Origin of the sequence: uncultured Pseudomonas sp. (genome assembly GCF_913774235.1) — a bacterium.
Lineage (GTDB): Bacteria > Pseudomonadota > Gammaproteobacteria > Pseudomonadales > Pseudomonadaceae > Chryseomonas.
Genome location: NZ_CAJYDW010000005.1, coordinates 512,269 through 536,618 on the forward strand (window position 1 = coordinate 512,269; position 24,350 = coordinate 536,618).

Here is a 24,350-nt window from a genome sequence, read left to right on the forward strand (position 1 = left end):
TCTCAGTAATGAACAAGCAAAACCACAAGAATCGTCCGGGGCGTGCGCTGCCCCTGGTGTCGCTGCTGGCGCTGGCGGTCGCCGCGGGTGCCCAGGCGGCGCCCCAGGCCAACCCCGGTGGCAACTTCAGCGGCGTCAACAACACCGAGGCTGCCTTCCAGCCGCTGGGCAACACCATGACCGGCGACTGGGGCGGTGTGCGCAAGGACCTGCGCGACAAGGGCTGGGACATCAAGCTCGAATACGTCGGTGAGGGCGCCACCAACCTGCGCGGCGGCTATGACGACGACCGCACCGGCCGTTGGAGCTCCCAGTACATGTTCGGCCTGTGGGGCGACATGAACAAGATCGCCGGTTGGGAGAACTCGGTGTTCAAGGTCGCCATCACCTCCCGTGACGGCCGCAACCTCACCGACGACCGCATCACCGATCCGCGCGTCGGTGGCTACTCCTCGGTGCAGGAAGTCTACGGCCGTGGCCAGACCTGGCGTCTGACCCAGCTGTGGCTGTCCAAGGGCTTCTTCGACGGCCGCCTGGACATCAAGGCCGGTCGCTTCGGCGAGGGCGAGGACTTCAACTCCTTCGAGTGCGACTTCCAGAACCTGGCGTTCTGCGGCTCCCAGGTCGGCAACTGGGAAGGCGTCTGGTACAACTGGCCGGTCAGCCAGTGGGCCCTGCGCGTCAAGTACGCCCTGACCCCCGAGTTGTTCGTCCAGGTCGGTGCCTACGAACAGAACCCCTCGCTGCTGGAGACCGGCAACGGCTTCAAGCTCAATGGCAGCGGCACCAAGGGTGCGGTCCTGCCGGTGGAGATGGTCTGGTCGCCCAAGGTCAATGGCCTGCCGGGCGAATACCGCGTCGGCTACTACTACAGCACCGCCAAGGCCGACGACGTCTACGAAGACGTCAACGGCAACTCCGCCGCCCTTACCGGGCTGGACTACAAGGAGCACTCCAGCAAGCACGGCTACTGGGTCGTGGCGCGCCAGCAGATCACCGCGCACAACGATGACCCGAGCCGCGGCCTGTCGGTCTTCGCCAACTTCACCGCCCATGCCAAGGACGTCAACAAGGTCAGCAACTACGTCCAGGCCGGCCTGGTGTACAAGGGCCCCTTCGACGGTCGTCCCAAGGATGACATCGGCTTCGGCGTCGCCCGCATCAGCACCAACAGCGACTTCCGCGACAACCAGCGCGCCCTCAACCAGGCCGCCGGTGCCACGGATTACGACGATCCGGCCTACACCCCGTTGCAGCACAATGAGTACGACGCCGAGATCTACTATGGCGTCCACGTGACCAACTGGCTGACCCTGCGGCCCAACCTGCAGTACATCAAGAATCCGGGTGGTGTGCGTGAGGTCGACAATGCCGTGGTAGGTGGCCTGAAGGTTCAAGCGGTTTTCTAAATCGCCCCCATAGCCCTCCCTCCAGCCGGATGGCGCTGGCCAAGGCCCTGCAGTGGTTATACTGCAGGGCCTTTTTCATTTCCGAGGTTGCCGTGGGTAAGGTCGAAAGTCCCTGCATCAGCCAGTGCAAGATCAAAGACGAAGTCTGCCAGGGATGTGGCCGCAAACGCTCAGAGATCAAGGGATGGAAAGAACTGAAGGACCGCGAGCGCAAGGAAGTCATCGACAAGTCGAAGAAGCGCTTGAAGAAGCTCAAGAAAGGATAGTTTCCCTAATCGCGGCCCTGGGCCGCTCCTACAGGTACAGAGCTAACCCGTAGGAGCGTCCCACGGCCGCGACCACAGATGCCTGAGACGCTTGGCCAAACAACAGGCATCCCCCGAACCCGCTACTCCTGCTCCACCTCATCCAACAGCCCCATGAACGCCTGCGCCGCATTCGAATGGGTGCGCTCGGTATGCAGGATGTACCCCAGCCGTCGTTCCAGCTGAATCCCCGGCAACGGCAGGCGGTGCACCTGATCGTCCAGCAGCGTGCGCGGCAGCACGCTCCAGGCCAGGCCGATGGATACCAGCATCTTGATGGTCTCCAGGTAGTTGGTGCTCATGGCGATATTGGGCGTTAGCCCCTGGGCATCGAACAGCCCATGGACGATCAGCCGGGTAAAGGTATTGCCGCCGGGAAATACCGCCGGATGCCGCGCCACGTCGGCCAGGGTGACCTGTTCCTGATTGGCCAGCGCATGCTCCGGGGCCGCCACGAAATCCAGCGGATCGCTCCACACCGGCACCGCCTTGATCGGCGCCGCGGTCTGGGGCGCCAGGGTGATGATGGCCAGCTCCACCCGCCCATGCAGGATCTCGTCGTAGGCGGCTTCCGAATCCAGGAAGCGGATATCCAGTGCCACCTCCGGATACTCCCGAGTGAAACGCCTCAGGATCGGCGGTAGCCGATGCAGACCGATATGATGACTGGTCGCCAGTGTCAGGCGGCCGCCGATGGCACCATTGAGATTGGTCAGGGCACGGCGAGTGTCATCGATCACGCCTAGAATCTGATAGGCGCGGGGGAGCAGGGCGCGTCCGGCTTCCGTCAGGCTGACCTCGCGGCCGATGCGATCGAACAGGCGCAGGTCCAGTTGCTGCTCCAGGGCGGCGATGCGCTTGCTCACCGCTGGCTGAGTCAGGTGCAGGCGCTCGCCGGCGTCGGAGAAGCCGCCCGTTTCGGCCACGGCGACGAAAGCATTCAGATTGGCGAGGTCCACGACTTCGAATTCCTGTTGGTTATGCGCTTCATGAAAAAGATGAATTTGTTTCATGCGAGCCTAGCGCGGTATCTTTGACCCCACAAGCACCAAGGGCATGCCAAAGGCCCGTGCCGCTCCACGCCTGATGAGGAATCGATCCATGGCTGGCAAGACGCTCTACGACAAACTCTGGGATATGCACCTGGTCAAGCAGCGCGACGATGGTTCCGCACTGCTCTACATCGACCGCCACATCATCCACGAAGTGACCTCGCCCCAGGCCTTCGAAGGCCTGCGTCTGGCCGGCCGCAAGCCCTGGCGCCTGGACGCCAACCTCGCGACCCTCGACCACAACGTGCCCACCACCCCGGATCGCAAGGAAGGCCTCGACTCCATCAAGGACGAGACCTCGCGCATCCAGGTCAAGACCCTGGACGAGAACTGCGACGACTTCGGCATCACCCAGTTCAAGATGAACGACGTGCGCCAGGGCATCGTCCATGTGATCGGCCCGGAGCAGGGCGCTGTCCTGCCCGGCATGACCGTGGTCTGCGGTGACTCCCACACCTCCACCAACGGCGCCTTCGCCGCCCTGGCCCATGGCATCGGCACCTCCGAGGTCGAGCACGTGCTCGCTACCCAGTGCCTGGTGGCCAAGAAGATGAAGAACATGCTGGTGAAGGTGGAGGGCGAGCTGCCCTTCGGCGTCACCGCCAAGGACATCGTCCTCGCCATCATCGGCAAGATCGGCACCGCCGGCGGCAATGGCCATGCCATCGAATTCGCCGGCAGCGCCATCCGTGCCCTGTCGATGGAAGGCCGCATGACCATCTGCAACATGTCCATCGAGGCCGGTGCCCGGGTTGGCATGGTCGCCGTGGACCAAACCACCATCGATTACGTCGAAGGTCGTCCCTTCGCCCCTACTGGTGCCGTCTGGGAAGCCGCCGTGGCGCAATGGCGTGGCCTGGTGTCCGACGCCGATGCCCACTTCGATACCGTGGTCGAACTCGACGCTACCCAGATCAAGCCGCAGGTCAGCTGGGGCACCTCGCCCGAGATGGTCCTGGCCGTCGACCAGCAGGTGCCGGACCCGACCCGCGAAGCCGATCCGGTCAAGCGCGGTTCCATCGAGCGCGCCCTGAAATACATGGGCCTCAAGGCCAACCAGCCGATCACCGACATCGTCCTGGATCGTGTCTTCATCGGCTCCTGCACCAACTCCCGTATCGAAGACCTGCGTGCCGCTGCCGCCGTGGCCAAGGGCCGCAAGGTTGCCGCGACCCTCAAGCAGGCGCTGGTGGTGCCGGGCTCCGGCCTGGTCAAGGCCCAAGCCGAGCGGGAAGGGCTGGACAAGGTATTCATCGAAGCCGGTTTCGAGTGGCGTGAACCGGGCTGCTCCATGTGCCTGGCGATGAACGCCGACCGCCTGGAGAGTGGCGAGCATTGCGCCTCCACCTCCAACCGCAACTTCGAAGGCCGTCAGGGCGCCGGTGGCCGTACCCACCTGGTGAGCCCGGCCATGGCCGCCGCTGCCGCCATCGCCGGTCGTTTCGTCGACGTCCGTGACTTCGCCAACGCCTGAGGAGCCTGACCATGCAAGCCTTCACCCAGCACACCGGTTTGGTCGCGCCCCTGGATCGCGCCAACGTCGACACCGACCAGATCATTCCCAAGCAATTCCTCAAGTCGATCAAGCGCACCGGCTTCGGCCCCAACCTGTTCGACGAGTGGCGCTACCTGGATGTCGGTCAGCCCGGCCAGGACAACAGCAAGCGGCCGCTCAACCCCGAGTTCGTGCTCAACCAGCCGCGCTATGCCGGCGCCAGCATCCTGCTGGCCCGCGAGAACTTCGGCTGCGGCTCCAGCCGCGAGCACGCGCCCTGGGCCCTGGATGGCTACGGCTTCCGCTCGGTGATCGCGCCCAGCTTCGCCGACATCTTCTTCAACAACAGCTTCAAGAACGGCCTGCTGCCCATCATCCTCAGCGATGACGATGTGGATGAGCTGTTCCGCCAGGTCGAGGCCAATGAGGGCTACCAACTGGTGGTCGACCTCGAGAGCCAGACCGTGCGCCGTCCCGACGGCGTGGCGCTGCCCTTCGAGATCGATGCCTTCCGCAAGCACTGCCTGCTCAATGGCCTGGACGACATCGGCCTGACCCTGCAGGATGCCGACGCCATCGCCAGCTTCGAGGCCCGCTATCGCCAGAGCAGTCCCTGGATGTTTCCCAGCGCCTGAACCCAACCGTCGATCCCTGCGGATCGGCGCTCTCCCGGAGGCTCCATGAGCGGTGAACACGAGCAACACGTACAGCAGCAATTCGGCGCCACCGCCGAGGCCTATCTGACCAGTGCCGTCCACGCCCAGGGCGCTGAGCTCCTCGAACTGCGCGACGCGGTCGCCCGGCGCGAGAACGCCAAGGTCCTCGACCTCGGCTGCGGTGGCGGTCACGTCAGCTACAATGTGGCACCCGTGGCCGGGCAGGTGGTCGCCCTGGACCTGGCCGAAGAGATGCTCTCGGTGGTCAAACGCAGCGCCGCCGAGCAGGGGCTGGACAACATCAGCGTCCAGCCCGGCATGGCCGAGCACCTGCCGTTCGGCGATGCCAGCTTCGACTTCGTCTTCAGCCGTTACTCCGCCCACCACTGGCGCGACATCGGCGCGGCCCTGCGCGAAGTGCGCCGGGTGCTGCGACACGGGGGCGAAATGGCCATCATCGACGTGGTTTCGCCGGCCAACCCGCGCCTGGACACCTACCTGCAGACCGTGGAGATCCTGCGTGACATCAGTCACGTCCGGGATTACTCCCTGGCCGAATGGCACCGCCTGCTGGATACCGCCCGCCTCGGCGTGACCCGCTGCGTACGCCAGCGGCTGCATCTGAACTTCGCCAGCTGGACCGAGCGCATGCGCACGCCCGAGCCGCAGTGCCAGGCCATCCGTAGCCTGCAGAAGAAGATCGGCCAGGAAGTGCGCCAGTATTTCGAAATCGACCACGACGGCTCCTTCACCGTCGACGTCATGGTTCTCTGGGCCCAGCCCATCTGATTTGGAACAGGAAAAGACAATGAGCAAGCAGATCCTCATCCTGCCGGGCGATGGCATCGGTCCGGAGATCATGGCCGAAGCGGTCAAGGTGCTGGAGAAGGTCAATTACGACTACGACCTGGGCTTCGAGCTGGTCCATGACGACCTGGGCGGCGCCGCCATCGACCGTTATGGCGTGCCCCTGGCCGACGAGACCCTGGAACGTGCCCGTGCGGCCGATGCCGTGCTGCTGGGTGCCGTGGGCGGTCCCAAATGGGACAAGCTCGAGCGCGACATACGTCCCGAGCGCGGCCTGCTGAAGATTCGCTCCGCCCTGGGCCTGTTCGGCAACCTGCGCCCGGCCATCCTCTATCCGCAACTGGCCGAGGCCTCCACCCTCAAGCCCGAGGTGGTGTCCGGGCTGGACATCCTCATCGTCCGCGAACTGACCGGCGGCATCTACTTCGGCTCGCCGCGCGAGACCCGGGTACTGGAGAATGGCGAGCGCCAGGCCTTCGATACCCTGCCGTACAGCGAAGGCGAGATCCGCCGCATCGCCCGTGTCGGTTTCGACATGGCCCGCCTGCGTGGCAAGAAGCTGTGCTCGGTGGACAAGGCCAACGTGCTCGAATCCAGCCGCCTGTGGCGCGAAGTGGTGGAGGAGGTGGCCAAGGACTATCCGGACGTCGAACTCAGCCACATGTACGTCGACAACGCCGCCATGCAACTGGTCCGCGCGCCCAAGCAATTCGATGTCATCGTCACCGACAACATGTTCGGCGACATCCTTTCCGACGAAGCCTCCATGCTCACCGGCTCCATCGGCATGCTGCCCTCGGCCTCCCTGGATGCCCACAACAAGGGCATGTACGAACCCTGCCACGGCTCGGCGCCGGACATCGCCGGCCAGGGCGTGGCCAATCCGCTGGCGACCATCCTCTCGGTAGCCATGATGCTCAGATACACCTTCGGCGCCGCCGAAGCTGCAGAAGCCATCGAGACCGCCGTGGGCAAGGTGCTCGACCAGGGGCTGCGGACCGGCGACATCTGGTCGGAAGGTAAGCAGCGGGTGGGTACCCGCGAAATGGGCGAGGCAGTGGTCGCCGCCCTCGTAAGGCGTTAATCTGATCGGCCGCCAGGGGCGGCGGCCGTCCTCAAGACAATAAAGGTGCAGTAGCGATGAAGCGTGTAGGTCTGATCGGTTGGCGTGGCATGGTGGGCTCCGTGCTCATGCAGCGCATGCTCGAAGAACGGGATTTCGACTTGATCGAGCCCGTGTTCTTCACCACCTCCAACGTCGGCGGTGAAGGTCCCGCCATCGGCAAGGGCGTGGCGCCGCTCAAGGATGCCTACAGCATCGACGAGCTCAAGACCCTCGACGTCATCCTCACCTGCCAGGGCGGCGACTACACCAGCGAGGTGTTCCCCAAGCTGCGCCAGGCCGGCTGGAAAGGCTACTGGATCGACGCGGCGTCCAGCCTGCGCATGCAGGATGACGCCGTCATCGTGCTGGACCCGGTCAACCGTCGCGTCATCGACCAGGCCCTGGCCGATGGCCGCAAGGACTTCATCGGCGGCAACTGCACCGTCAGCCTGATGCTGATGGCCCTGGGCGGGCTGTTCGAAGCCGGTCTGGTGGACTGGATGAGCGCCATGACCTACCAGGCCGCCTCCGGCGCTGGTGCCCAGAACATGCGCGAGCTGATCCGCCAGATGGGCGCGACCCACGCCGCCGTGGCCGACAGCCTGGCCGATCCGGCCAGCGCCATCCTCGACATCGACCGCCAGGTCGCCGAGACCCTGCGCAGCGAGGCCTTCCCCACCGAACAGTTCGGCGTCCCCCTGGCCGGCAGCCTGATCCCCTGGATCGACAAGGAATTGCCTAACGGCCAGAGCCGCGAAGAGTGGAAGGCCCAGGCCGAGACCAACAAGATCCTCGGTCGCTTCAAGAATCCCATCCCGGTGGATGGCATCTGCGTGCGTATCGGTGCCATGCGCTGCCACAGTCAGGCGCTGACCATCAAACTGAACAAGGACGTGCCGCTGTCCGACCTCCACGGCCTGATCAGTCAGCACAATCCCTGGGTCAAGCTGGTGCCGAACAACCGCGACGTCAGCATGCGCGAACTCACGCCGGCGGCCGTCACCGGCACCCTGAGCGTGCCGGTCGGGCGGCTGCGTAAGCTCAACATGGGCTCCCAGTACCTGGGCGCCTTCACCGTCGGCGACCAGCTGCTGTGGGGCGCCGCCGAGCCGCTGCGGCGCATGCTGCGGATCCTGCTCGAGCAGTGAACCGTCGGCATAACGTTTGCCAGTAGAGGAGGGCCGCCAGTAAAGTGCGGCCCTCTTTCGTTTTGGACCGCCTATCATGACTGCCAGAGATATCGCCCTCGTGGGCGCGACCAGCGCCTACGGCGAAGCCATTCGCGAGCTGCTGGACGAGCGTGACGTGCCCCTCGGGCGCCTGCACCTGCTCGCCAGTGGTGAATCGGCGGGGCAGAATCTGCCCTTCCGAGGCAGCAACCTGAGAGTCACGGGGCTCGAAGGTTTCGACTTCGCTCAGGTCGGCATCGTCATTCTCGCCGCACCGGCCGCCGTGGTGGAAAGCCTGCGGCCGCAATTGGCCGCCGCCGGTTGCGCCGCACTGGATCTCAGCGGCGCCTCCGCCGCGCTTTCCGTACTGCCGCGCATCAACGGCGAGCGCCTCGATAACCTGCCCGCCGCGCCCTGGCTCGGGGTGCCGCTGGCCGCTGCCCAGGCCGCGGCCAGCGTGGCGGCGGTGCTGGCGCGGCTCAATACCCTGGCCGATGCCTCCCTGACCGCCTGCCTCGCCGCCTCCGGTGCCGGGCGCGGTGGGGTCGAGGAGCTGGCGCGCCAGGCGACCGAGTTGCTCAACGGGCGCCCGGTCGAGTCCCGGCTGTTCGAAGGCCAGCTGGCGTTCAATCTGCTCGGTCGTACCGGTGCTCCTGCAGCGGATGGCTATACTGCCCAGGAACATCGTCTGCTGGACGAATGTCAGCAGGTACTGGGCGGCAGCTTGCCGGTACTGGACGTCACGGCGCTGCAGGCACCGGTGTTCTTCGGCGACAGCCTGGCGCTGAGCCTGAGGGGCAAGGAGCCCTGGTCGCTGGAACAGGTGCTGGAGGCCCTGGGTGACGAGCCCGGGCTGGCGCTCGATGAAGAGGTCGATTGTCCTTCCGCGGTGGGCGATGCCCTGGGCCGGGAAGAGGTACTGGTGGGGCGGGTACGGCTGCATCCGCGGGATGCGCGGAGGCTGGAATGCTGGTTGGTGGCGGACAACGTCAGATTGTCGGCGCTGACCGCCGTTCAGCTGGCCGAATTGTTGCTTAAACAGTCGGCCTAAAAGATACTCCGTGAAACGTTTCGCCCTGGTCGCCCGAGCGACGGGGCGTTGACGCAGCACGCAGCGATGGACACAGGCGCCGCTGTCAGGGCGCGGTCGATAGCTTCTAAAAAGGGACGGTCATGGTTCGAGTTCAGAAACTGGTGCGGGCAATTGCAGCGGCGAGCGCCTTGATGTCCGGCGCGGCCCAGGCACTCAGCCTGGGGGAGATCCACCTCAATTCCGCTCTCAACCAGCCTTTCGATGCCACCATCGATCTGTCGGACCTGCGTGATCTCGGCACCGCCGAGTTGCGGCCCAGCCTTGCCTCGCCCGAAGAGTTCGGCAAGGCCGGCGTGGATCGCGCCTTCTTCCTGAACGATCTGAAGTTCGCGCCGGAAACGCGTAATGGCCGCACGGTCATCCGCGTCACCTCGGCACGTCCGGTGCGCGAGCCCTATCTGAATTTCCTGCTCGAGGTGAATTGGCCCAGCGGCCGTATCCTCCGCGAGTACACCGTGCTGCTCGATCCGCCGCTCTATACCCCGCAGGCGGCCGCGGCACCCTTCGCCCCCCAGGTCCAGGCGACCCCGCGGCCCCGAGCGACCGCACCGGATGCCCCGCGCCCGGCGGCACCGGCGGCGCCGGTGCCCAGTGCCTCCCAGGCGCCCGGTACCTACACCACCGAAGCCCGCGATACTCTGTGGGAAGTCGCTGCGCGCAATCGGCCCTCGGGCAGCGTCAGCGTCGACCAGACCATGCTGGCGATCCAGGACCTCAACCCGGACGCCTTCATCGACCGCAACATCAACCTGATGAAGAGCGGCCAGGTGTTGCGGCTGCCGGATCAGACCCAGGTCAAGACGCGCTCCCAGCGTGAAGCCGTAGCCGAGATCGCCCGCCAGACCCGTGCCTGGAAGCAGGGTGGCGACAGCGCCGCGTCCGGTACGCCGCGCCGCCAGGTGGACGCCTCCAGCCAACCGGGTGCCACCGAGGCACCCGCTGCCGCGGCTCCCAGGGACAACCTCAAGCTGCTTTCCGGCCAGCCGGCGAACAAGCCGGGCGATGCCGCCAGCGGCAAGGGTGGCAAGGGCAGCGATCAGGCCCTGGCCGATCGCCTCGCCGTGACCCAGGAAAGCCTGGACACCACGCGCCGCGAGAACGACGAACTCAAGAGCCGTCTGGGTGATCTGCAGTCTCAGCTCGACAAGCTGCAGAAGATCATGCAGCTCAAGGATGCCCAACTCGCCCGCATGCAGGCCAGCATGGCCAATCCCCAAGCTGCGGGCCAGCCCGCGCCGAGCACGCCCGAAACTCCAGCTGCGGCGACGCCGCCGGTGAGCGCCACGCCGCCAGCGGCCCAGGCGCCCAGCGCGGCCGCGCCGTCCGCGGAGACGTCGCCCGCCCAGCCCGCCACACCGCCCGCCAGCGAGGCCGGCACCGGCACCGCGCCGCCGGCCGCCAGCGAGCCCAAGGTCATCCCCGTCACGCCGAGCACGCCGGCCACCCAGCCCACCGAGGCGACCAACAGCTTCCTCGACGACATCCTCAGCAATCCGCTGTGGCTCGGCATCATCGGTGGCAGTGCCCTGCTGGCCCTGCTGGTGCTGCTGATGGTCAATTCGCGGCGCAATGCCGTGAAGGAAGCCGAGCGCGCCCGTGAGGCCGAGGCGGCACGTACCGATACCGCCTTCGATCCGGACCCGGAACTCGGCGATCACCACGGCCTGGCCGGTCTGGAGCTGAGCCAGAGTCCTCAGGACGCCAGTCGTGACGCCGATGCCCAGGACGATGCCCTGGGCCAGGCGGACATCTACATGGCCTACGGGCGCTTCAGCCAGGCGGCCGAGGTGCTCAAGAAAGCCAGCGACCAGGAACCCCACCGCGCCGACCTGCGCCTCAAGCTCATGGAAGTCTATGCCGAGATGGGCGACAAGGACGGCTTCCAGCGCGAGGAGAGCGAACTCAAGGAAATCGGTGGCGCCCAATCGGCGGTCGATCACCTGAAGTCGCGCTATCCGGCCATGGCTACCGTGGCCGTGGGCGCTGCCGCCGTGGGCGCTGCCGCCGTGGGGGCCGCGGCCCTGGCCGCCGCCCACGAATTGAGCGAGGAATCCGCGCGCAACCAGGGGTTCTCGGCCACCGAGGACAGCCAGGACTTCGACCTATCCCTGGACGACTTCGGCAAGGACGAAGCTCGTCCGACCGAAGAGCCGCTGTTCGGCGAAGCCTTCGCCGAGGCCCAGGCCAATGGTCGGGATGCCCGCGACGATTTCGACTTCGACCTCAACTTCGATCCGGCACCCGCCGGTTCGCCTGCCAGTCCGGCGGCCAAGGATGATGACTTCGCCTTGGATTTCAGCGAATTCGAACGCCAGGGCGACCTGGCGCGGGACGAAACCAGTGAGCCATCCGCGGCGGATTCGGCCTTCGATGAGCCGCTGAGTCCCCGCGAGCCGGCCGCGGACACCGAGTTGCCGGCCAACTTCGACCTGTCCGACTTCGACGAGCAGCCGGCACCCAAGCGCGAGAGCGACGAGGAGTTCGCCGCGCGTCTGCAGGAAGCTTCCCGCCAGTTCGACGCCGAGACCACCAAGGGTGCCGCCGCCAGTGACGGCCTGGACGATTTCGACTTCCTTTCCGGTGAGGACGAGACCGCCACCAAGCTGGACCTGGCGCGCGCCTACATCGACATGGGCGATCCCGAAGGAGCCCGCGACATCCTCGACGAGGTGCTGGCCGAGGGTAATTCCGGGCAACAGCAGGAAGCCCGGGAGATCCTCGCCCAGCTCAGCTGAGGCCCACCAGGCTTGGCAGAGGAGGGGAGGCGGCTATAAGCTGCCTCCCCTTTTTTTCGTCTGGCCGCCGCTGTGGATTTTCTCGACCCCACCCTGACCGCTCCCCCACAACGCATCGCCCTGGGCGTCGAATACAAGGGCGCCCGTTATCGCGGCTGGCAACGCCAGCAGCCGGGGGTGCGCTCGGTGCAGGAAACCCTGGAGGCGGCGCTGTCCAAGGTTGCGGCGGCGCCCATCAGCGTCAGCTGCGCCGGGCGCACCGATGCCGGCGTCCACGCCAGCGGCCAGGTGGTGCACTTCGATTCTCCGGTCGAGCGGCCGCTCAAGGCTTGGGTGCTGGGCACCAACGCCAATCTGCCACCGGACATCAGCGTGACCTGGGTACAGCCGGTCAGCGATGCCTTCCACGCGCGTTTCAGCGCCATGGCCCGGCGCTATCGCTACGTCATCTACAACGACCCCATCCGACCCGCACACCTGGCGGAAGAAGTGACCTGGAACCATCGGCCCCTGGATATCCAGCGGATGCGCGCGGCGGCCCAGGTGCTGATCGGCACCCACGACTTCACCTCCTTTCGCGCCAAGGAATGCCAGGCCAAGTCGCCGATCAAGACGGTGCATCACCTGCGGCTGTGGCAGAACGACCGCTTGCTGGTGCTGGATATTCGCGCCAATGCCTTCCTCCATCACATGGTGCGTAACATCGTCGGGGTGCTGATGGCGGTCGGCTGTGGTGATCGGCCAGTGGAATGGGTCGCCGAGGTGCTGGCGGCGCGGGAGCGGCGCCAGGGTGGGGTCACGGCCCATCCCTTCGGTCTCTACCTGGTGCGGGTGGAGTACCCCGACGACCTGCAGGTGCCGGAGCGCCCCCTGGGCCCGCTGTTCCTAGGTCGGGTGCCCGAGCTGGAAGGCCCCTAAGGCTGACGCTGGGCGGGCGGTCTGCTAACATCCATCGATTTGGGACGAGGTCATTCCAGTTTGGCTAACGTTCGAGTGAAGATCTGCGGGATCACCCGGGTCGAGGATGCCCTGGCCGCCGCGGCGGCCGGTGCCGACGCCATCGGTCTGGTGTTCTACGCCCGCAGTCCGCGGGCGGTCAGCGCGGCCCATGCCCGGCAGATCGTGGCGGCCTTGCCGCCCTTCGTGACCAGCGTGGGGCTCTTCGTCGATGCTTCGCCCTGCGAGATCGAGGAAACGCTGGATGCCGTGCCCCTCGATCTCCTGCAGTTCCACGGTGACGAGACGCCAGCCCAATGTGCCCGCTATCGTCGCCCTTACATCAAGGCACTGCGCATGCGCGAGGACATCGACCTCGCCGCCATCGCCCAGGATTACGCTGGCGCCCGCGGGCTGCTGCTCGACACCTATGTGGCGGGCGTGCCCGGTGGTACCGGCCAGGCCTTCGACTGGACGCGGGTGCCGCGGGACCTGGCGTTGCCGTTGATCGTGGCGGGCGGCCTGGAGACCGACAACGTCGCCACGGCCATCGCGGCGAGCCGGCCCTACGGGGTGGATGTGAGTGGCGGAGTTGAACAGGCCAAGGGCATCAAGGACGCGGCCGAGATCGCGCGATTCATCGCCGCCGTGCGGAGTGCCCCGACCCCCTGATGTGACCCTCGCGGGACGGTGGCCGTCCACACCTGCGACATATTCGACAGGTCCGCCCCGGCAGGCCTGAAGTCCGACTCCGGCGGAGTCGGCAGTGAGACGTGGCAATGGCTCGCACCAAAGCGGGCATTGCCGAACCCTATATACGGATGCTCAAGGAAGGCGTGGCCTAGGTCGCGCTGGGAGCCCATGCAAGTGGAGAGAGATGCATGAGCAATTGGCTGGTCGACAAACTGATTCCTTCCATCATGCGGTCCGAGGTGAAGCGCAGTTCGGTACCGGAAGGTCTTTGGCACAAGTGTCCGGCCTGCGAAGCGGTCCTCTATCGTCCGGAGCTGGAAAAGAACCTGGACGTGTGCCTGAAGTGCGGTCACCACATGCGCATCAACGCGCGTCGCCGGCTGGACATCTTCCTCGATGCCGAAGGGCGTGAAGAGCTGGGTGCCGAGCTGGAGCCGGTGGATCGCCTGAAATTCCGCGACAGCAAGAAGTACAAGGACCGCTTTACCGCAGCACAGAAGGAGACCGGCGAGAAAGATGCGCTGATCTCCATGCGTGGCACCCTCAAGGGCATGCCGGTGGCGGTCTGCGCCTTCGAGTTCTCCTTCATGGGCGGCTCCATGGGCGCCGTGGTGGGGGAGCGTTTCGTCCGGGCCGCCAACGTGGCCCTGGAAGAGCGCTGCCCGTTGATCTGCTTCTCCGCCTCCGGCGGGGCGCGGATGCAGGAAGCCCTGATCTCCCTGATGCAGATGGCCAAGACCTCCGCGGTGCTGGCGCGTCTGCGCGAAGAAGGCATCCCCTTCATCTCCGTGCTGACCGATCCGGTCTATGGTGGCGTCTCCGCGAGTCTCGCCATGCTGGGTGACGTCATCGTCGCCGAGCCCAAGGCGCTGATCGGCTTCGCTGGCCCGCGCGTGATCGAGCAGACCGTGCGCGAGAAGCTGCCGGAAGGCTTCCAGCGCAGTGAATTCCTGCTGGACCACGGCGCCGTCGACATCATCGTGCCGCGCAAGGAGCTGCGCGATCGCCTGGCCCGCCTGCTGGCGACCTTCCAGCACCAGCCGGCGCCGGCGGCCTGATGCCTTCGCGCAGCCTCGCGCAGTGGCTGGCCTATCTCGAGCAGCTGCATCCGTCGGCGATCGACATGGGCCTGGACCGGGTGCGCGAGGTCGCGCAGCGGCTGGGCCTGACCCGGCCGGCGCCTCGGGTGGTGACCGTGACCGGCACCAACGGCAAGGGCTCCACCTGCGCCTTTCTCGCCAGCCTGCTGCGCGCCAGCGGACAGCGGGTCGGCGTCTACGCCTCGCCGCACCTGGTGCGTTACAACGAGCGGGTGGACATCGAGGGCGCCCTGGCCAGCGATGATGACCTCTGTACTGCCTTCGCGGCGGTAGAAGCCGCACGTGGTGAGATCAGTCTGACCTACTTCGAGATGGGCACCCTGGCCGCCTTCTGGTTGTTCGAGCGGGCCCAGCTGGACGTGGCCGTTCTCGAAGTCGGCCTCGGCGGTCGCCTGGATGCGGTGAATCTGATCGACGCCGATCTGGCGCTGGTCACCAGTATCGGCCTGGATCACGCCGAATGGCTGGGTAATACCCGCGAAAGCGTGGCGGTGGAAAAGGCCGGCATCTTCCGCGCCGGCAAGCCCGCCCTCTGTGGCGATCTGGAGCCACCCGCGCCGCTGACCGAAGCCGCCGAGCGCCTGGGTGCTCCCTTGCTGCTGCGCGGTGAAGACTTCGATCTGCAGATCGAGAGTGCCGGCTGGTTCTGGCGCGGGCGCGATGCCGAGGGCAACGCCCTGGCGCTGCCCGGTCTGCCATTGCTCGACCTGCCCATGGAAAACGCCGCCCTGGCCTTGCAGGCCTACGCCTTGCTCGGGCTGCCCTGGCTGCCCGAGCAGATCGCGGCGGCCCTCCAGGCGACCCGCATGACCGGACGGCTCGATCGCCGCCTGGTCGAACGGGCAGGGGAGACCCGCAGCATTCTGCTGGACGTGGCACACAATCCCCACGCTGCCGAGTACCTGGCCCGGCGCCTGGCGATGAAGCCGGTCGCCGGCGTGCGTCGCGCGGTGTTCGGTGTCCTGGCTGACAAGGATCTGGACGGCATCCTGGCGCCCCTGGAGGGCCTGTTCGCCAACTGGGCGGTGGCGACCTTGCCGACTTCTCGCAGTCGCGACGGTGCCGAGGTGGCCGCCCTCCTGGTCGCGCGTGGTGCCCAGGCCGAGGCCCATGCCTCGCTGCTGGACGCCTTCGAGGCGCAACTGGCCGCCAGTGCGGCTGACGACGAGGTGGTCGTGTTCGGCTCCTTCTACAGCGTCGCCGAGGTGCTCGCGCAGCTCACCCCACTATCCGAATCCGCGGAGGCCTAACCCATGCTCAAGCAACGAGTCATCGGAGCGCTGGTGCTGCTGGCGCTGATCATCATCTTCGTGCCCATGCTCTTCAGCCGCCAGGATGATGCTCGCAAGGTGGTGGTCGAGACCCCGCCGCAACCCGCCGCGCCGACCGTGCCCAGCACCGCCGTGCAACCGGTGCAGACGCCCGAGGCGCCGCCGGTGGAAGTGGTGCCCGACGATCCGAGCAAGCCGCTCGGCAAGCCGCAGACGCCCATCGCGGGCAGCGCCGGTCAGGCGCCGGTGCAGAACGCTCCGGCTAGTCCGCCGCCAGCCCAGCCTCAGGCTGCGCCCTCGGCCCCGGTTGCCAAGGCACCGCCGACCACGGCGCCCACAGCGCCGGCCGCTACCCCGGCACCGGCACCGGCAGCCAAGCCCGATACGCGCCTCGGCGCGGCCAATCTACCAGTCAGCTGGTCGGTCCAGCTCGCCAGCCTGTCGTCGCGTCCCAGCGCCGATGCGCTGCAGGCCAAGCTGCGTAGTCAGGGTTACAACGCCTATGTGCGTACCGCCGATGGCATGAACCGGGTCTTCGTCGGGCCGGTGATAGAGCGGAGCGAGGCCGATCGGCTGCGCGACCAGCTCAACAAGCAGAATGGCGTCAAGGGCTTCGTCGTACGCTTTCAGCCGGAGCGCGGTTAACCCCGTCACAAGGCTCTGCTAGAATGCAGGGCCTTTTTGTAAGTGGACCTTGCCGTGGGCTTCACCTGGGTGGACTGGGCGATCGTCGCCGTCGTCATCGTTTCCAGCCTGATCAGTCTCAGGCGCGGCTTCGTCAAGGAAGCGCTGTCGCTGGCCACCTGGATCGTCGCTGGCGGCGTCGCCTGGGTCTTCGGTGGGGCCCTGTCGACCTACCTGGTGGACTACATCCAGGTACCGTCGGGGCGGGTGATCGCCGCCTGCGTCATTCTCTTCGTACTGACGCTGCTGGTGGGTGCCCTGGTGAGCTTCTTGCTTGGTGAATTGATCCGTGTCACGGGCTTGTCGGGTACCGACCGTTTCCTGGGCATGGCCTTCGGTGCCGCTCGCGGCGCCCTGTTGATCACCGTGGCCGTGGGCCTGTTGAGCCTGGGGCCGGTGCAGCAGGACGGCTGGTGGCAGCAGTCGGTGCTGGTACCGCATTTCCTGTTGGTGGCCGATTGGTCGAAGAATCTTCTGCTGGGCTTTGCCGGCCAATGGCTGGGCGCTACGCCCATGCCGAGTCTGCAGTTGTTGCCGCAGTTGGGGCCCAAGGCTCCTTGAACCGTTTTTCAGGCTCCGCTCCGCCGGGGTCATCCGGCGATGGTTCGCCATCGCATCACTTGAAACAGTGGGGTCGCGTCACATGTGTGGCATCGTAGGTATCGTGGGCAAGACGAACGTCAACCAGTCGTTGTACGACGCGCTCACCGTCCTTCAACATCGCGGTCAGGATGCCGCCGGTATCGTGACCAGTCGGGACGGCAAACTCTACCTGCGCAAAGACAACGGCCTGGTCCGTGACGTCTTCCAGCAGCGACACATGCAGCACCTGATCGGCCATATGGGCATCGGCCACGTGCGCTATCCCACCGCCGGCAGCTCCAGCTCCGCCGAGGCGCAGCCGTTCTACGTGAACTCGCCCTATGGCATCACCCTGGCGCACAACGGCAACCTGACCAACGTCGAGCAGCTGTCGCGGGAGATCTACGAGTCCGACCTGCGCCATGTGAACACCACCTCCGATTCCGAGGTGCTGCTTAACGTCTTCGCCCACGAGCTGGCGGTACGCAACAAGCTGCAGCCCACCGAGGACGACGTCTTCGCCGCGGTCTCCGAGGTGCACGAGCGTTGCCGCGGTGGCTATGCCGTGGTGGCCATGATCACCGGCTACGGCATCGTCGGCTTCCGCGACCCCAACGCCATTCGCCCTATTGTCTTCGGCCAGCGCCATACCGAATACGGCGTGGAGTACATGATCGCCTCCGAGAGCGTCGCCCTCGACGTGCTCGGCTTCACCCTGATCCGTGACCTGGAGCCGGGCGAAGCGGTCTACATCACCGAAGACGGCCGTCTCTACACTCGCCAGTGCGCGCAGAATCCCCAGTACGCGCCCTGCATCTTCGAGCACGTCTACCTGGCCCGCCCGGATTCCATCATCGATGGCATCTCGGTGTACAAGGCGCGCCTGCGCATGGGCGAGAAGCTGGCTGAGAAGATCCAGCGCGAGCGCCCGGACCACGACATCGACGTGGTCATCCCGATCCCGGACACCAGCCGCACGGCGGCCCTGGAGCTGGCCAACCATCTGGGCGTGAAATTCCGCGAGGGCTTCGTCAAGAATCGCTACATCGGCCGGACCTTCATCATGCCCGGCCAGGCCGCGCGCAAGAAGTCGGTGCGCCAGAAACTCAATGCCATCGAGCTGGAGTTCCGCGGCAAGAACGTGATGCTGGTGGACGACTCCATCGTCCGCGGCACCACCTGCAAGCAGATCATCCAGATGGCCCGCGAAGCCGGCGCCAAGAAGGTCTACTTCTGCTCAGCGGCGCCTGCGGTGCGCTTCCCCAACGTCTATGGCATCGACATGCCCAGCGTGCACGAGTTGATCGCCCATGGTCGCACCACCGAGGAAGTCGGCGAGTTGATCGGCGCCGACTGGCTGCTCTATCAGGATATACAGGACCTCAAGGAAGCCGTGCGTACCCGCAAGGCGCCCAAGGTCGAGCAATTCGACTGCGCGGTGTTCGATGGCGAGTACATCACCGGCGATGTTGATGCCGCCTATTTGAATCGGATCGAGCAGGCGCGTAACGACGCGGCCAAGGTCAAACACCAGGCGGTCAGTGCCATCATCGATCTCTACAACGACTAAGGAGCTGCACATGAGCCAAGACTGGGATGCCGGACGCCTGGACAGTGATCTCGAGGGCGCGGCCTTCGAGACCTTGGCAGTGCGGGCCGGGCAGCAGCGTTCGCCGGAGGGCGAGCACGGCGAGGCGCTGTTCCTGACCAGCAGCTACGTGTTCCGTACTGCCGCGGACGCGGCGGCGCGGTTCGCCGGCGAGGTGCCGGGCAACGTCTATTCACGCTACACCAATCCCACGGTGCGTACCTTCGAAACCCGCATCGCGGCCCTGGAAGGCGCGGAGCAGGCGGTGGCCACCGCCTCGGGCATGTCGGCCATCCTGGCCATGGTGATGAGCCTGTGCAGCGCCGGCGACCATGTGCTGGTCTCGCGCAGCGTGTTCGGCTCCACCATCAGCCTGTTCGAGAAGTACTTCAAACGCTTCGGCATCGAGGTGGACTATCCGCCGTTGGCCGATCTGGATGCCTGGCAGGCAGCCTGCAAACCCAATACCCGGCTGTTCTTCGTCGAGTCGCCGTCCAATCCCTTGGCCGAGCTGGTGGACATCGCCGCCCTGGCCGAGATCGCCCATGCCCAGGGTGCGCTGCTGGCGGTCGACAACTGCTTCTGCACCCCGGCGCTGCAGAAGCCGCTGGCACTGGGTGCCGATATCGTCATCCATTCGGCGACCAAGTACATCGATGGCCAGGGCCGCGGCATGGGTGGCGTGGTTGCCGGCCGTGCCGAGCAGATGAAGGAAGTGGTGGGATTCCTGCGTACCGCGGGGCCGACCCTCAGCCCCTTCAACGCCTGGCTGTTCCTCAAGGGGCTGGAGACACTGAAGATCCGCATGCAGGCCCACAGCCAGACCGCGCTGGAGTTGGCGCGCTGGCTGGAGCAGCAGCCGGGTATCGAGCGCGTCTACTACGCTGGCCTGGAAAGCCATCCGCAGCATGAGCTGGCCCGCCGCCAGCAGTCGGCCTTCGGTGCCGTGGTGAGTTTCGAGGTCGCCGGTGGACGTGACGCCGCCTGGCGCTTCATCGATGCCACCCGGATGATCTCCATCACCACCAACCTGGGTGACACCAAGACCACCATCGCCCACCCGGCGACCACCTCCCACGGGCGCTTGTCGCCGGCTGAGCGGGCCAATGCCGGGATCCGCGACAGCCTGATCCGCGTGGCTGTGGGGCTGGAAGACCTCGGTGACCTGCAGCAGGACCTGGCCCGCGGACTCGCGGCGCTATGAGTCTGACGTTCGCACCGACGGAACCGCGGGTCGCCCTGGTCACGGGCGCGGCCCGTGGCATCGGCCTCGGCATCGCCGCCTGGCTGATCACCGAGGGCTGGCGTGTGGTGGTGGCCGACATCGAGCAGGCGCGTGGCGCCAAGGTGGCGGATACCCTCGGCGAGCGGGCCTGGTTCGTGGCCCTCGACGTGGCGGACGAGACCCAGGTAGAGGCCGCCGTCGCCCAGGTGATCGGCCAGTTCGGTCGCCTGGACGCCCTGGTCAACAATGCCGGCCTTGCCGCCGCGCAGGGACAACCGTTGGAAAGCCTGCCGCTCAACGAATGGCGCCGGGTGCTTGGCGTCAATCTGGATGGCCCCATGCTGCTGGCCAAGCATTGCGCGCCCTACCTGCGTGAGCAGCAGGGTGCCATCGTCAACATCGCCTCGACTCGCGCCCAGCAATCCGAGCCGCATAGCGAAGCCTATGCCGCGAGCAAGGGCGGGCTGCTGGCCCTGACCCATGCGCTGGCCATCAGCCTGGGGCCGGAGGTGCGGGTGAATGCGCTCTGTCCGGGCTGGATCGACGCGCGTGATCCCCATGAGCGTGAAGCCGAGCCGCTGTCGGCTGCCGATCACGGGCAGCATCCGGTCGGGCGGGTAGGGACGGTCGAGGACGTGGCGGCCTGCGTGGCCTGGTTGCTCGGCGGCAATGCCGGCTTCATCAGCGGCGAAGCCATCACCCTGGACGGCGGCATGACCCGCAAGATGATCTACTTGGAATAGCGCCCGTAGAAAATAAAATTGGAAAAATCCTTGACGGATCAAAGGGCTACGAGGAGAATGCGCGTCACCCGAAGGGGATGGCTGATTAGCTCAGCTGGGAGAGCACCTGCATCACACGCAGGGGGTCGGCGGTTCGATCCCGTCATCAGCCACCAATCTCCTCGGGAAGTGTTCCGCAAGGTACACGCACTGCGCGGCGGTAGTTCAGTCGGTTAGAATACCGGCCTGTCACGCCGGGGGTCGCGGGTTCGAGTCCCGTCCGCCGCGCCATCTAGCTCACCTCAGGTCCACTGAACGGCCTGAACGAAACGAAGCAAGCTGCCCAAGGGCAGCTTTTTTTGTGCCTGGAGAAAAGGCCTGCCGACAGCGTTGCCGGCAGGCTCGGGATCAGCCGCGCTTGGTGACCAGGGTGAGGATGTCGTAACTGGCCACCAGGACATCGTCCTGGTTGGTGACTTCGACATCCCAGGCGACCACGCCCTGGGGTTCGCCAAGGGGGCTGGCCTTGCCCTGGTCGATCTTGCGCTTGCAGGTGAGGCGGGCACGGATGGTGTCGCCGATACCGACCGGGCTGACGAAGCGCAGCGAGTCCAGCCCATAGTTGGCCAGCACCGGTCCGACCCCCGGCGAGACGAACAGCCCGGCTGCGGCCGAGAGCACGAAGTAGCCATGGGCGATGCGCTTGCCGAACTGGGACTGCTTGGCGGCCAGTTCGTCGAAATGCATGTAGAAGTGATCGCCCGACAGGCAGCCGAAGTTGACCAGATCGGCCTCGGTGACCGTGCGTCTATGGGTGAGCAGGGATTCACCGATACGCAGGTCCTCGAAGTGCCGCCGGAAGGGATGCACCTCGGTTTCGATCACCGTCGCGCCGCGCACGTATTCGCCGGTGACGCCCATCAGCATAGTGGGCGAGCCCTGTACCGCGGCGCGTTGCAGATAATGCTTCACCGCCCGCAGACCGCCCAGTTCTTCGCCACCGCCCGCGCGCCCCGGGCCGCCGTGCTTGAGCAGGGGCAGCGGCGAGCCATGGCCGGTGGATTCAGCGGCCGCTTCGCGGTCGAGGATGTGCAGGCGGCCATGCAGCGCGGCCATGCCCGGCACCAGTCGCGCGGCAACCTGGGGATCACGGGTCACCAGGCTGGCCACCAGGCTGCCCTGGCCGCGGGCGGCCAGGGCCAGGGCCTCGTCTAGGTCGTCGTAGCTCATCAGGGTGCTGACCGGGCCGAAGGCCTCGATGTCATGGGCGCCGCCCGGGGCATGCGGATCGCGGCTGCGCAGCAGGGTCGGGGCGAAGAAGGCGCCTTCCTGTACGCTCTCGCCGCGGGGCGTGAAACCGTCACGGGCACCGAAGAGCAGATCGCTAGTGGCGAGCAGTGCCTGCAGCCGTTCGGCGACGTCGGCTTGCTGGGCATGGGAGGCCAGGGCGCCCATCTTCACGCCCTCCAGCGCGGGATCGCCGACCACGAGACGGGCCAGGCGATCGCGCAGCCGCTCGGCCACGGCATCCAGGTGGCGGGCAGGGACGATGACGCGGCGGATGGCGGTGCACTTCTGGCCAGCCTTGACGGTCATCTCCCGAGCGACTTCCCTGACGAAAAGCTCGAACTCCTCGTCGTCGGGGGTCACGTCGGTGGCCAGGATGGCGCAGTTGAGGGAGTCCGCCTCGGCATTGAAGGGGACCGAGCGGCGGATGAGATTGGGATTGACCCGCAGCTTGGCCGCGGTGTCCGCCGAGCCGGTGAAGGTGACCATGTCCTGGCCCTGCAACTGATCCAGCAGGTCGCCGGTGCCGCCGATGATGAGTTGCAGGCTACCCGCCGGCAGCAGGCCGGATTCGTGCAGCAGGCGCACCGCGGCTTCGGTCACGTAGCTGGTGGCGGTGGCCGGCTTGATGATGCAGGGCATGGCCGCGAGGAAGCTTGGCGCGAATTTCTCCAGCATGCCCCAGATGGGGAAATTGAAGGCGTTGATGTGCACGGCGAGGCCGCCGCGCGGCACCAGGATGTGGGTGCCGGCGAAGTGGCCGGCCTTGCCCAGTGGCGTGGCAGGGCCTTCGTGGATCAGGTTGCCCGAGGGCAGCTCGCGCCCGCCGAGGCCCGCATAGGCGAACAGGGTACCCGCGCCGCCCTCGATGTCGATCCAGCTGTCCGCGCGGGTCGCGCCGGTGTGGCGGGATATCTCGTAGAGCCGTTCCTTGTGCTCCAGCAGATAGAGGGCCAGCGCCTTCAGACAGCGGGCGCGTTGCTGGAAGTCCAGGGCCATGAGGCTTTGCTGGCCCTGGCGACGGGCATGCTGGATGGCTTCGGCGAAGTCCAGCGCCTCTTCGTGGGTATGGGCCACCGCCTGGCCGTTCACGGCGCTGCGCAGTGCCTGGGCTGCCTGCTGGCCGATCCACCGGTCGCCTATGAAGCTTTGCAGGATGGGGGCGTTGCTCATCGGATCTTCTCCTGAGGGTTTCCGGCGCCTGGGCGTCGGCTTGGTAGGGCGATTCGGGCGTTGGGGTCAGTGACGCTGCGCGGCGGCAGCGCCGACGCCGGTCATGGCGCTGCTCTCGCTCTTGTTGTCGTCGAGTCCCGCGTGGCGCAGCGGCTGGATGCTCAGAGCTGGTCGAAGTCCAGGACCACCTTGTCGCTCAGGGGATAGGCCTGGCAGGACAGCACGTAGCCGGCCTTCACCTCGTAGTCTTCCAGGGCGAAGTTGCTGTCCATCTCCACTTCGCCTTCTATCACCCGGCACTTGCAGGTGGAGCACACTCCGGCCTTGCAGGAGTAGGGCAGTTCGGCGCCCTGGGCATTGCCGGCGTCCAGCACGCTGACGCTGTTGCGTGCCAACTCGAAGGACAGGGCGCGGCCGTCGCTGATCACGGTGATCTGGCTGGTCGCGGCACTGCCGGTCTGCGCGGCGGCCTGGCGGGCCTCGCGTTTCTCGCCACTGCCGGCGGCGGCGAAGAGTTCGAAATGGATGCGCTCGGCGGACAGGCCCTTGGCCTGGAGTTGGTCGCGCACCGTCTCGGTCATCGTCTGGGGACCGCAGATGAAAGCTGCGGTGAGGGAGGAGACGTCCAGCCAGCGGCTAAACAGTTGGGCGCATTTGTCGGCGTCGATGCGGCCGTTGTAGAGGTCCACGTCCTGCTGCTCGCGGCTGAAGACGAAGATCAGGTTCAGGCGCTGCAGATAACGATTCTTCAGGTCTTCCAGTTGCTCGCGGAACATGGCGGCATTGCTGGATCGGTTGCCATAGAGCAGGGTGACGCGGCTGTGGGGTTCGGTTTCCAGGGTGGTCTTGACGATCGACAGGATCGGAGTGATGCCGCTACCGGCGGCCACCGCCAGGTAGTGCCCGTGCCGAGCGGGGTCCAGGGGCACCTGGAAGTGTCCCGCAGGCGGCATCACCTCGAGTTGGCCGCCGACCGCAAGCTGTTCATTGGCGTAGGTGGAGAAACGGCCGCCGTTGACCCTCTTGATGGCCACCCGCAGCTCGCCGTCGTTCACGCCGCTGCAGATCGAATAGGAGCGGCGCACCTCCTCGCCGTCGATTCGGGAGCGGATCACCAGGTGCTGCCCCTGGGTGAAGCGGAAACTTTCCTGCAGCTCGGCGGGGATCTCGAAGGCGATGGACACGGCTTCGCGGGTTTCGGGGCGGAGGTCGCGGATGGTCAGGCGATGGAATCGGCTCATTGTTATTCTCGCGCGGCAGCGC

The 24,350-nt window shown here is 66.3% G+C and carries 21 protein-coding genes and 2 tRNA genes; 20 read left to right on the forward strand and 3 right to left on the reverse strand.

Annotation, left to right across the window (positions count from 1 at the left end; genetic code table 11):
* Positions 1–8: 8 nt before the first annotated feature.
* Both QZ471_RS04755 and QZ471_RS04760 read left to right on the forward strand, forming a co-directional pair.
* Positions 9–1,409, forward strand: a complete 1,401-nt coding sequence (locus tag QZ471_RS04755; protein WP_295461311.1) for a carbohydrate porin — start codon at positions 9–11, stop codon at positions 1,407–1,409.
* 92 nt (positions 1,410–1,501) lie between these two features.
* Complete coding sequence (locus QZ471_RS04760; protein WP_183629732.1) at positions 1,502–1,675, forward strand: DUF1289 domain-containing protein; 174 nt, start codon at positions 1,502–1,504, stop codon at positions 1,673–1,675.
* A gap of 122 nt (positions 1,676–1,797) precedes the next feature.
* Here QZ471_RS04760 and QZ471_RS04765 read toward each other — a convergent pair whose 3' ends face one another.
* Entirely contained in the window at positions 1,798–2,673 is an 876-nt protein-coding gene (locus QZ471_RS04765; protein WP_295461314.1) for a LysR family transcriptional regulator, read from the reverse strand.
* A 142-nt stretch (positions 2,674–2,815) separates the two neighbouring features.
* Here QZ471_RS04765 and leuC point away from each other — a divergent pair, with 142 nt between their 5' ends.
* The 18 genes from leuC to QZ471_RS04855 all read left to right on the forward strand — a co-directional run bounded on the left by leuC (position 2,816) and on the right by QZ471_RS04855 (position 20,918).
* A complete protein-coding gene (gene leuC / locus QZ471_RS04770; protein ID WP_295461316.1) occupies positions 2,816–4,240 on the forward strand; it encodes a 3-isopropylmalate dehydratase large subunit in 1,425 nt (474 codons plus the stop codon).
* An 11-nt stretch (positions 4,241–4,251) separates the two neighbouring features.
* Positions 4,252–4,896, forward strand: a complete 645-nt coding sequence (leuD, locus tag QZ471_RS04775; protein WP_295461318.1) for a 3-isopropylmalate dehydratase small subunit — start codon at positions 4,252–4,254, stop codon at positions 4,894–4,896.
* Positions 4,897–4,941: 45 nt separating this feature from the next.
* The gene (locus QZ471_RS04780) at positions 4,942–5,706 is read left to right on the forward strand and encodes a class I SAM-dependent methyltransferase (RefSeq protein ID WP_295461320.1); all 765 of its coding nucleotides are present in this window, start codon (positions 4,942–4,944) and stop codon (positions 5,704–5,706) included.
* A 19-nt stretch (positions 5,707–5,725) separates the two neighbouring features.
* A complete protein-coding gene (gene leuB / locus QZ471_RS04785) occupies positions 5,726–6,808 on the forward strand; it encodes a 3-isopropylmalate dehydrogenase (protein WP_295461321.1) in 1,083 nt (360 codons plus the stop codon).
* 56 nt (positions 6,809–6,864) lie between these two features.
* Positions 6,865–7,977: an aspartate-semialdehyde dehydrogenase gene (asd, locus tag QZ471_RS04790; RefSeq protein ID WP_059232176.1), complete on the forward strand. Its 1,113-nt coding sequence runs from the start codon at positions 6,865–6,867 to the stop codon at positions 7,975–7,977.
* 76 nt (positions 7,978–8,053) lie between these two features.
* Entirely contained in the window at positions 8,054–9,049 is a 996-nt protein-coding gene (locus tag QZ471_RS04795) for an aspartate-semialdehyde dehydrogenase (RefSeq protein WP_295461323.1), read from the forward strand.
* Between the two features lie 122 nt (positions 9,050–9,171).
* Positions 9,172–11,826 carry a FimV/HubP family polar landmark protein gene (locus QZ471_RS04800; RefSeq protein WP_295461325.1) on the forward strand — a complete coding sequence of 885 codons (2,655 nt, stop codon included), beginning with the start codon at positions 9,172–9,174 and terminating at the stop codon, positions 11,824–11,826.
* Positions 11,827–11,898: 72 nt separating this feature from the next.
* Complete coding sequence (gene truA / locus QZ471_RS04805; protein WP_295461327.1) at positions 11,899–12,744, forward strand: tRNA pseudouridine(38-40) synthase TruA; 846 nt, start codon at positions 11,899–11,901, stop codon at positions 12,742–12,744.
* Positions 12,745–12,804: 60 nt separating this feature from the next.
* Entirely contained in the window at positions 12,805–13,434 is a 630-nt protein-coding gene (locus QZ471_RS04810) for a phosphoribosylanthranilate isomerase (RefSeq protein ID WP_295461328.1), read from the forward strand.
* A 209-nt stretch (positions 13,435–13,643) separates the two neighbouring features.
* The gene (gene accD, locus QZ471_RS04815) at positions 13,644–14,513 is read left to right on the forward strand and encodes an acetyl-CoA carboxylase, carboxyltransferase subunit beta (RefSeq protein WP_295461330.1); all 870 of its coding nucleotides are present in this window, start codon (positions 13,644–13,646) and stop codon (positions 14,511–14,513) included.
* The gene (gene folC, locus QZ471_RS04820; protein ID WP_295461332.1) at positions 14,513–15,805 is read left to right on the forward strand and encodes a bifunctional tetrahydrofolate synthase/dihydrofolate synthase; all 1,293 of its coding nucleotides are present in this window, start codon (positions 14,513–14,515) and stop codon (positions 15,803–15,805) included. The genes accD and folC overlap by 1 nt, the downstream gene beginning before the upstream one ends.
* Before the next feature lie 3 nt (positions 15,806–15,808).
* Positions 15,809–16,471, forward strand: a complete 663-nt coding sequence (locus QZ471_RS04825; protein WP_295461334.1) for an SPOR domain-containing protein — start codon at positions 15,809–15,811, stop codon at positions 16,469–16,471.
* Between the two features lie 54 nt (positions 16,472–16,525).
* A complete protein-coding gene (locus QZ471_RS04830) occupies positions 16,526–17,071 on the forward strand; it encodes a CvpA family protein (protein ID WP_007158655.1) in 546 nt (181 codons plus the stop codon).
* Between the two features lie 82 nt (positions 17,072–17,153).
* A complete protein-coding gene (purF, locus tag QZ471_RS04835) occupies positions 17,154–18,662 on the forward strand; it encodes an amidophosphoribosyltransferase (protein WP_059232185.1) in 1,509 nt (502 codons plus the stop codon).
* Positions 18,663–18,672: 10 nt separating this feature from the next.
* Complete coding sequence (locus QZ471_RS04840) at positions 18,673–19,884, forward strand: O-succinylhomoserine sulfhydrylase (protein WP_295461337.1); 1,212 nt, start codon at positions 18,673–18,675, stop codon at positions 19,882–19,884.
* Positions 19,881–20,648 carry an SDR family oxidoreductase gene (locus tag QZ471_RS04845; protein WP_295461338.1) on the forward strand — a complete coding sequence of 256 codons (768 nt, stop codon included), beginning with the start codon at positions 19,881–19,883 and terminating at the stop codon, positions 20,646–20,648. The genes QZ471_RS04840 and QZ471_RS04845 overlap by 4 nt, the downstream gene beginning before the upstream one ends.
* A gap of 79 nt (positions 20,649–20,727) precedes the next feature.
* Positions 20,728–20,803, forward strand: a tRNA-Val gene (locus QZ471_RS04850).
* A gap of 38 nt (positions 20,804–20,841) precedes the next feature.
* Positions 20,842–20,918, forward strand: a tRNA-Asp gene (locus QZ471_RS04855).
* Positions 20,919–21,035: 117 nt separating this feature from the next.
* On the opposite strand, the gene paaZ is transcribed toward QZ471_RS04855, so the two are convergent.
* Together paaZ and paaE are read right to left on the reverse strand one after the other, a co-directional pair.
* Positions 21,036–23,087, reverse strand: a complete 2,052-nt coding sequence (paaZ, locus tag QZ471_RS04860; protein ID WP_295461339.1) for a phenylacetic acid degradation bifunctional protein PaaZ — start codon at positions 23,085–23,087, stop codon at positions 21,036–21,038.
* A 161-nt stretch (positions 23,088–23,248) separates the two neighbouring features.
* Positions 23,249–24,328, reverse strand: coding sequence for a 1,2-phenylacetyl-CoA epoxidase subunit PaaE (gene paaE / locus QZ471_RS04865; protein WP_295461341.1), 1,080 nt, complete (start codon positions 24,326–24,328; stop codon positions 23,249–23,251).
* Between the last annotated feature and the right edge of the window lie 22 nt (positions 24,329–24,350).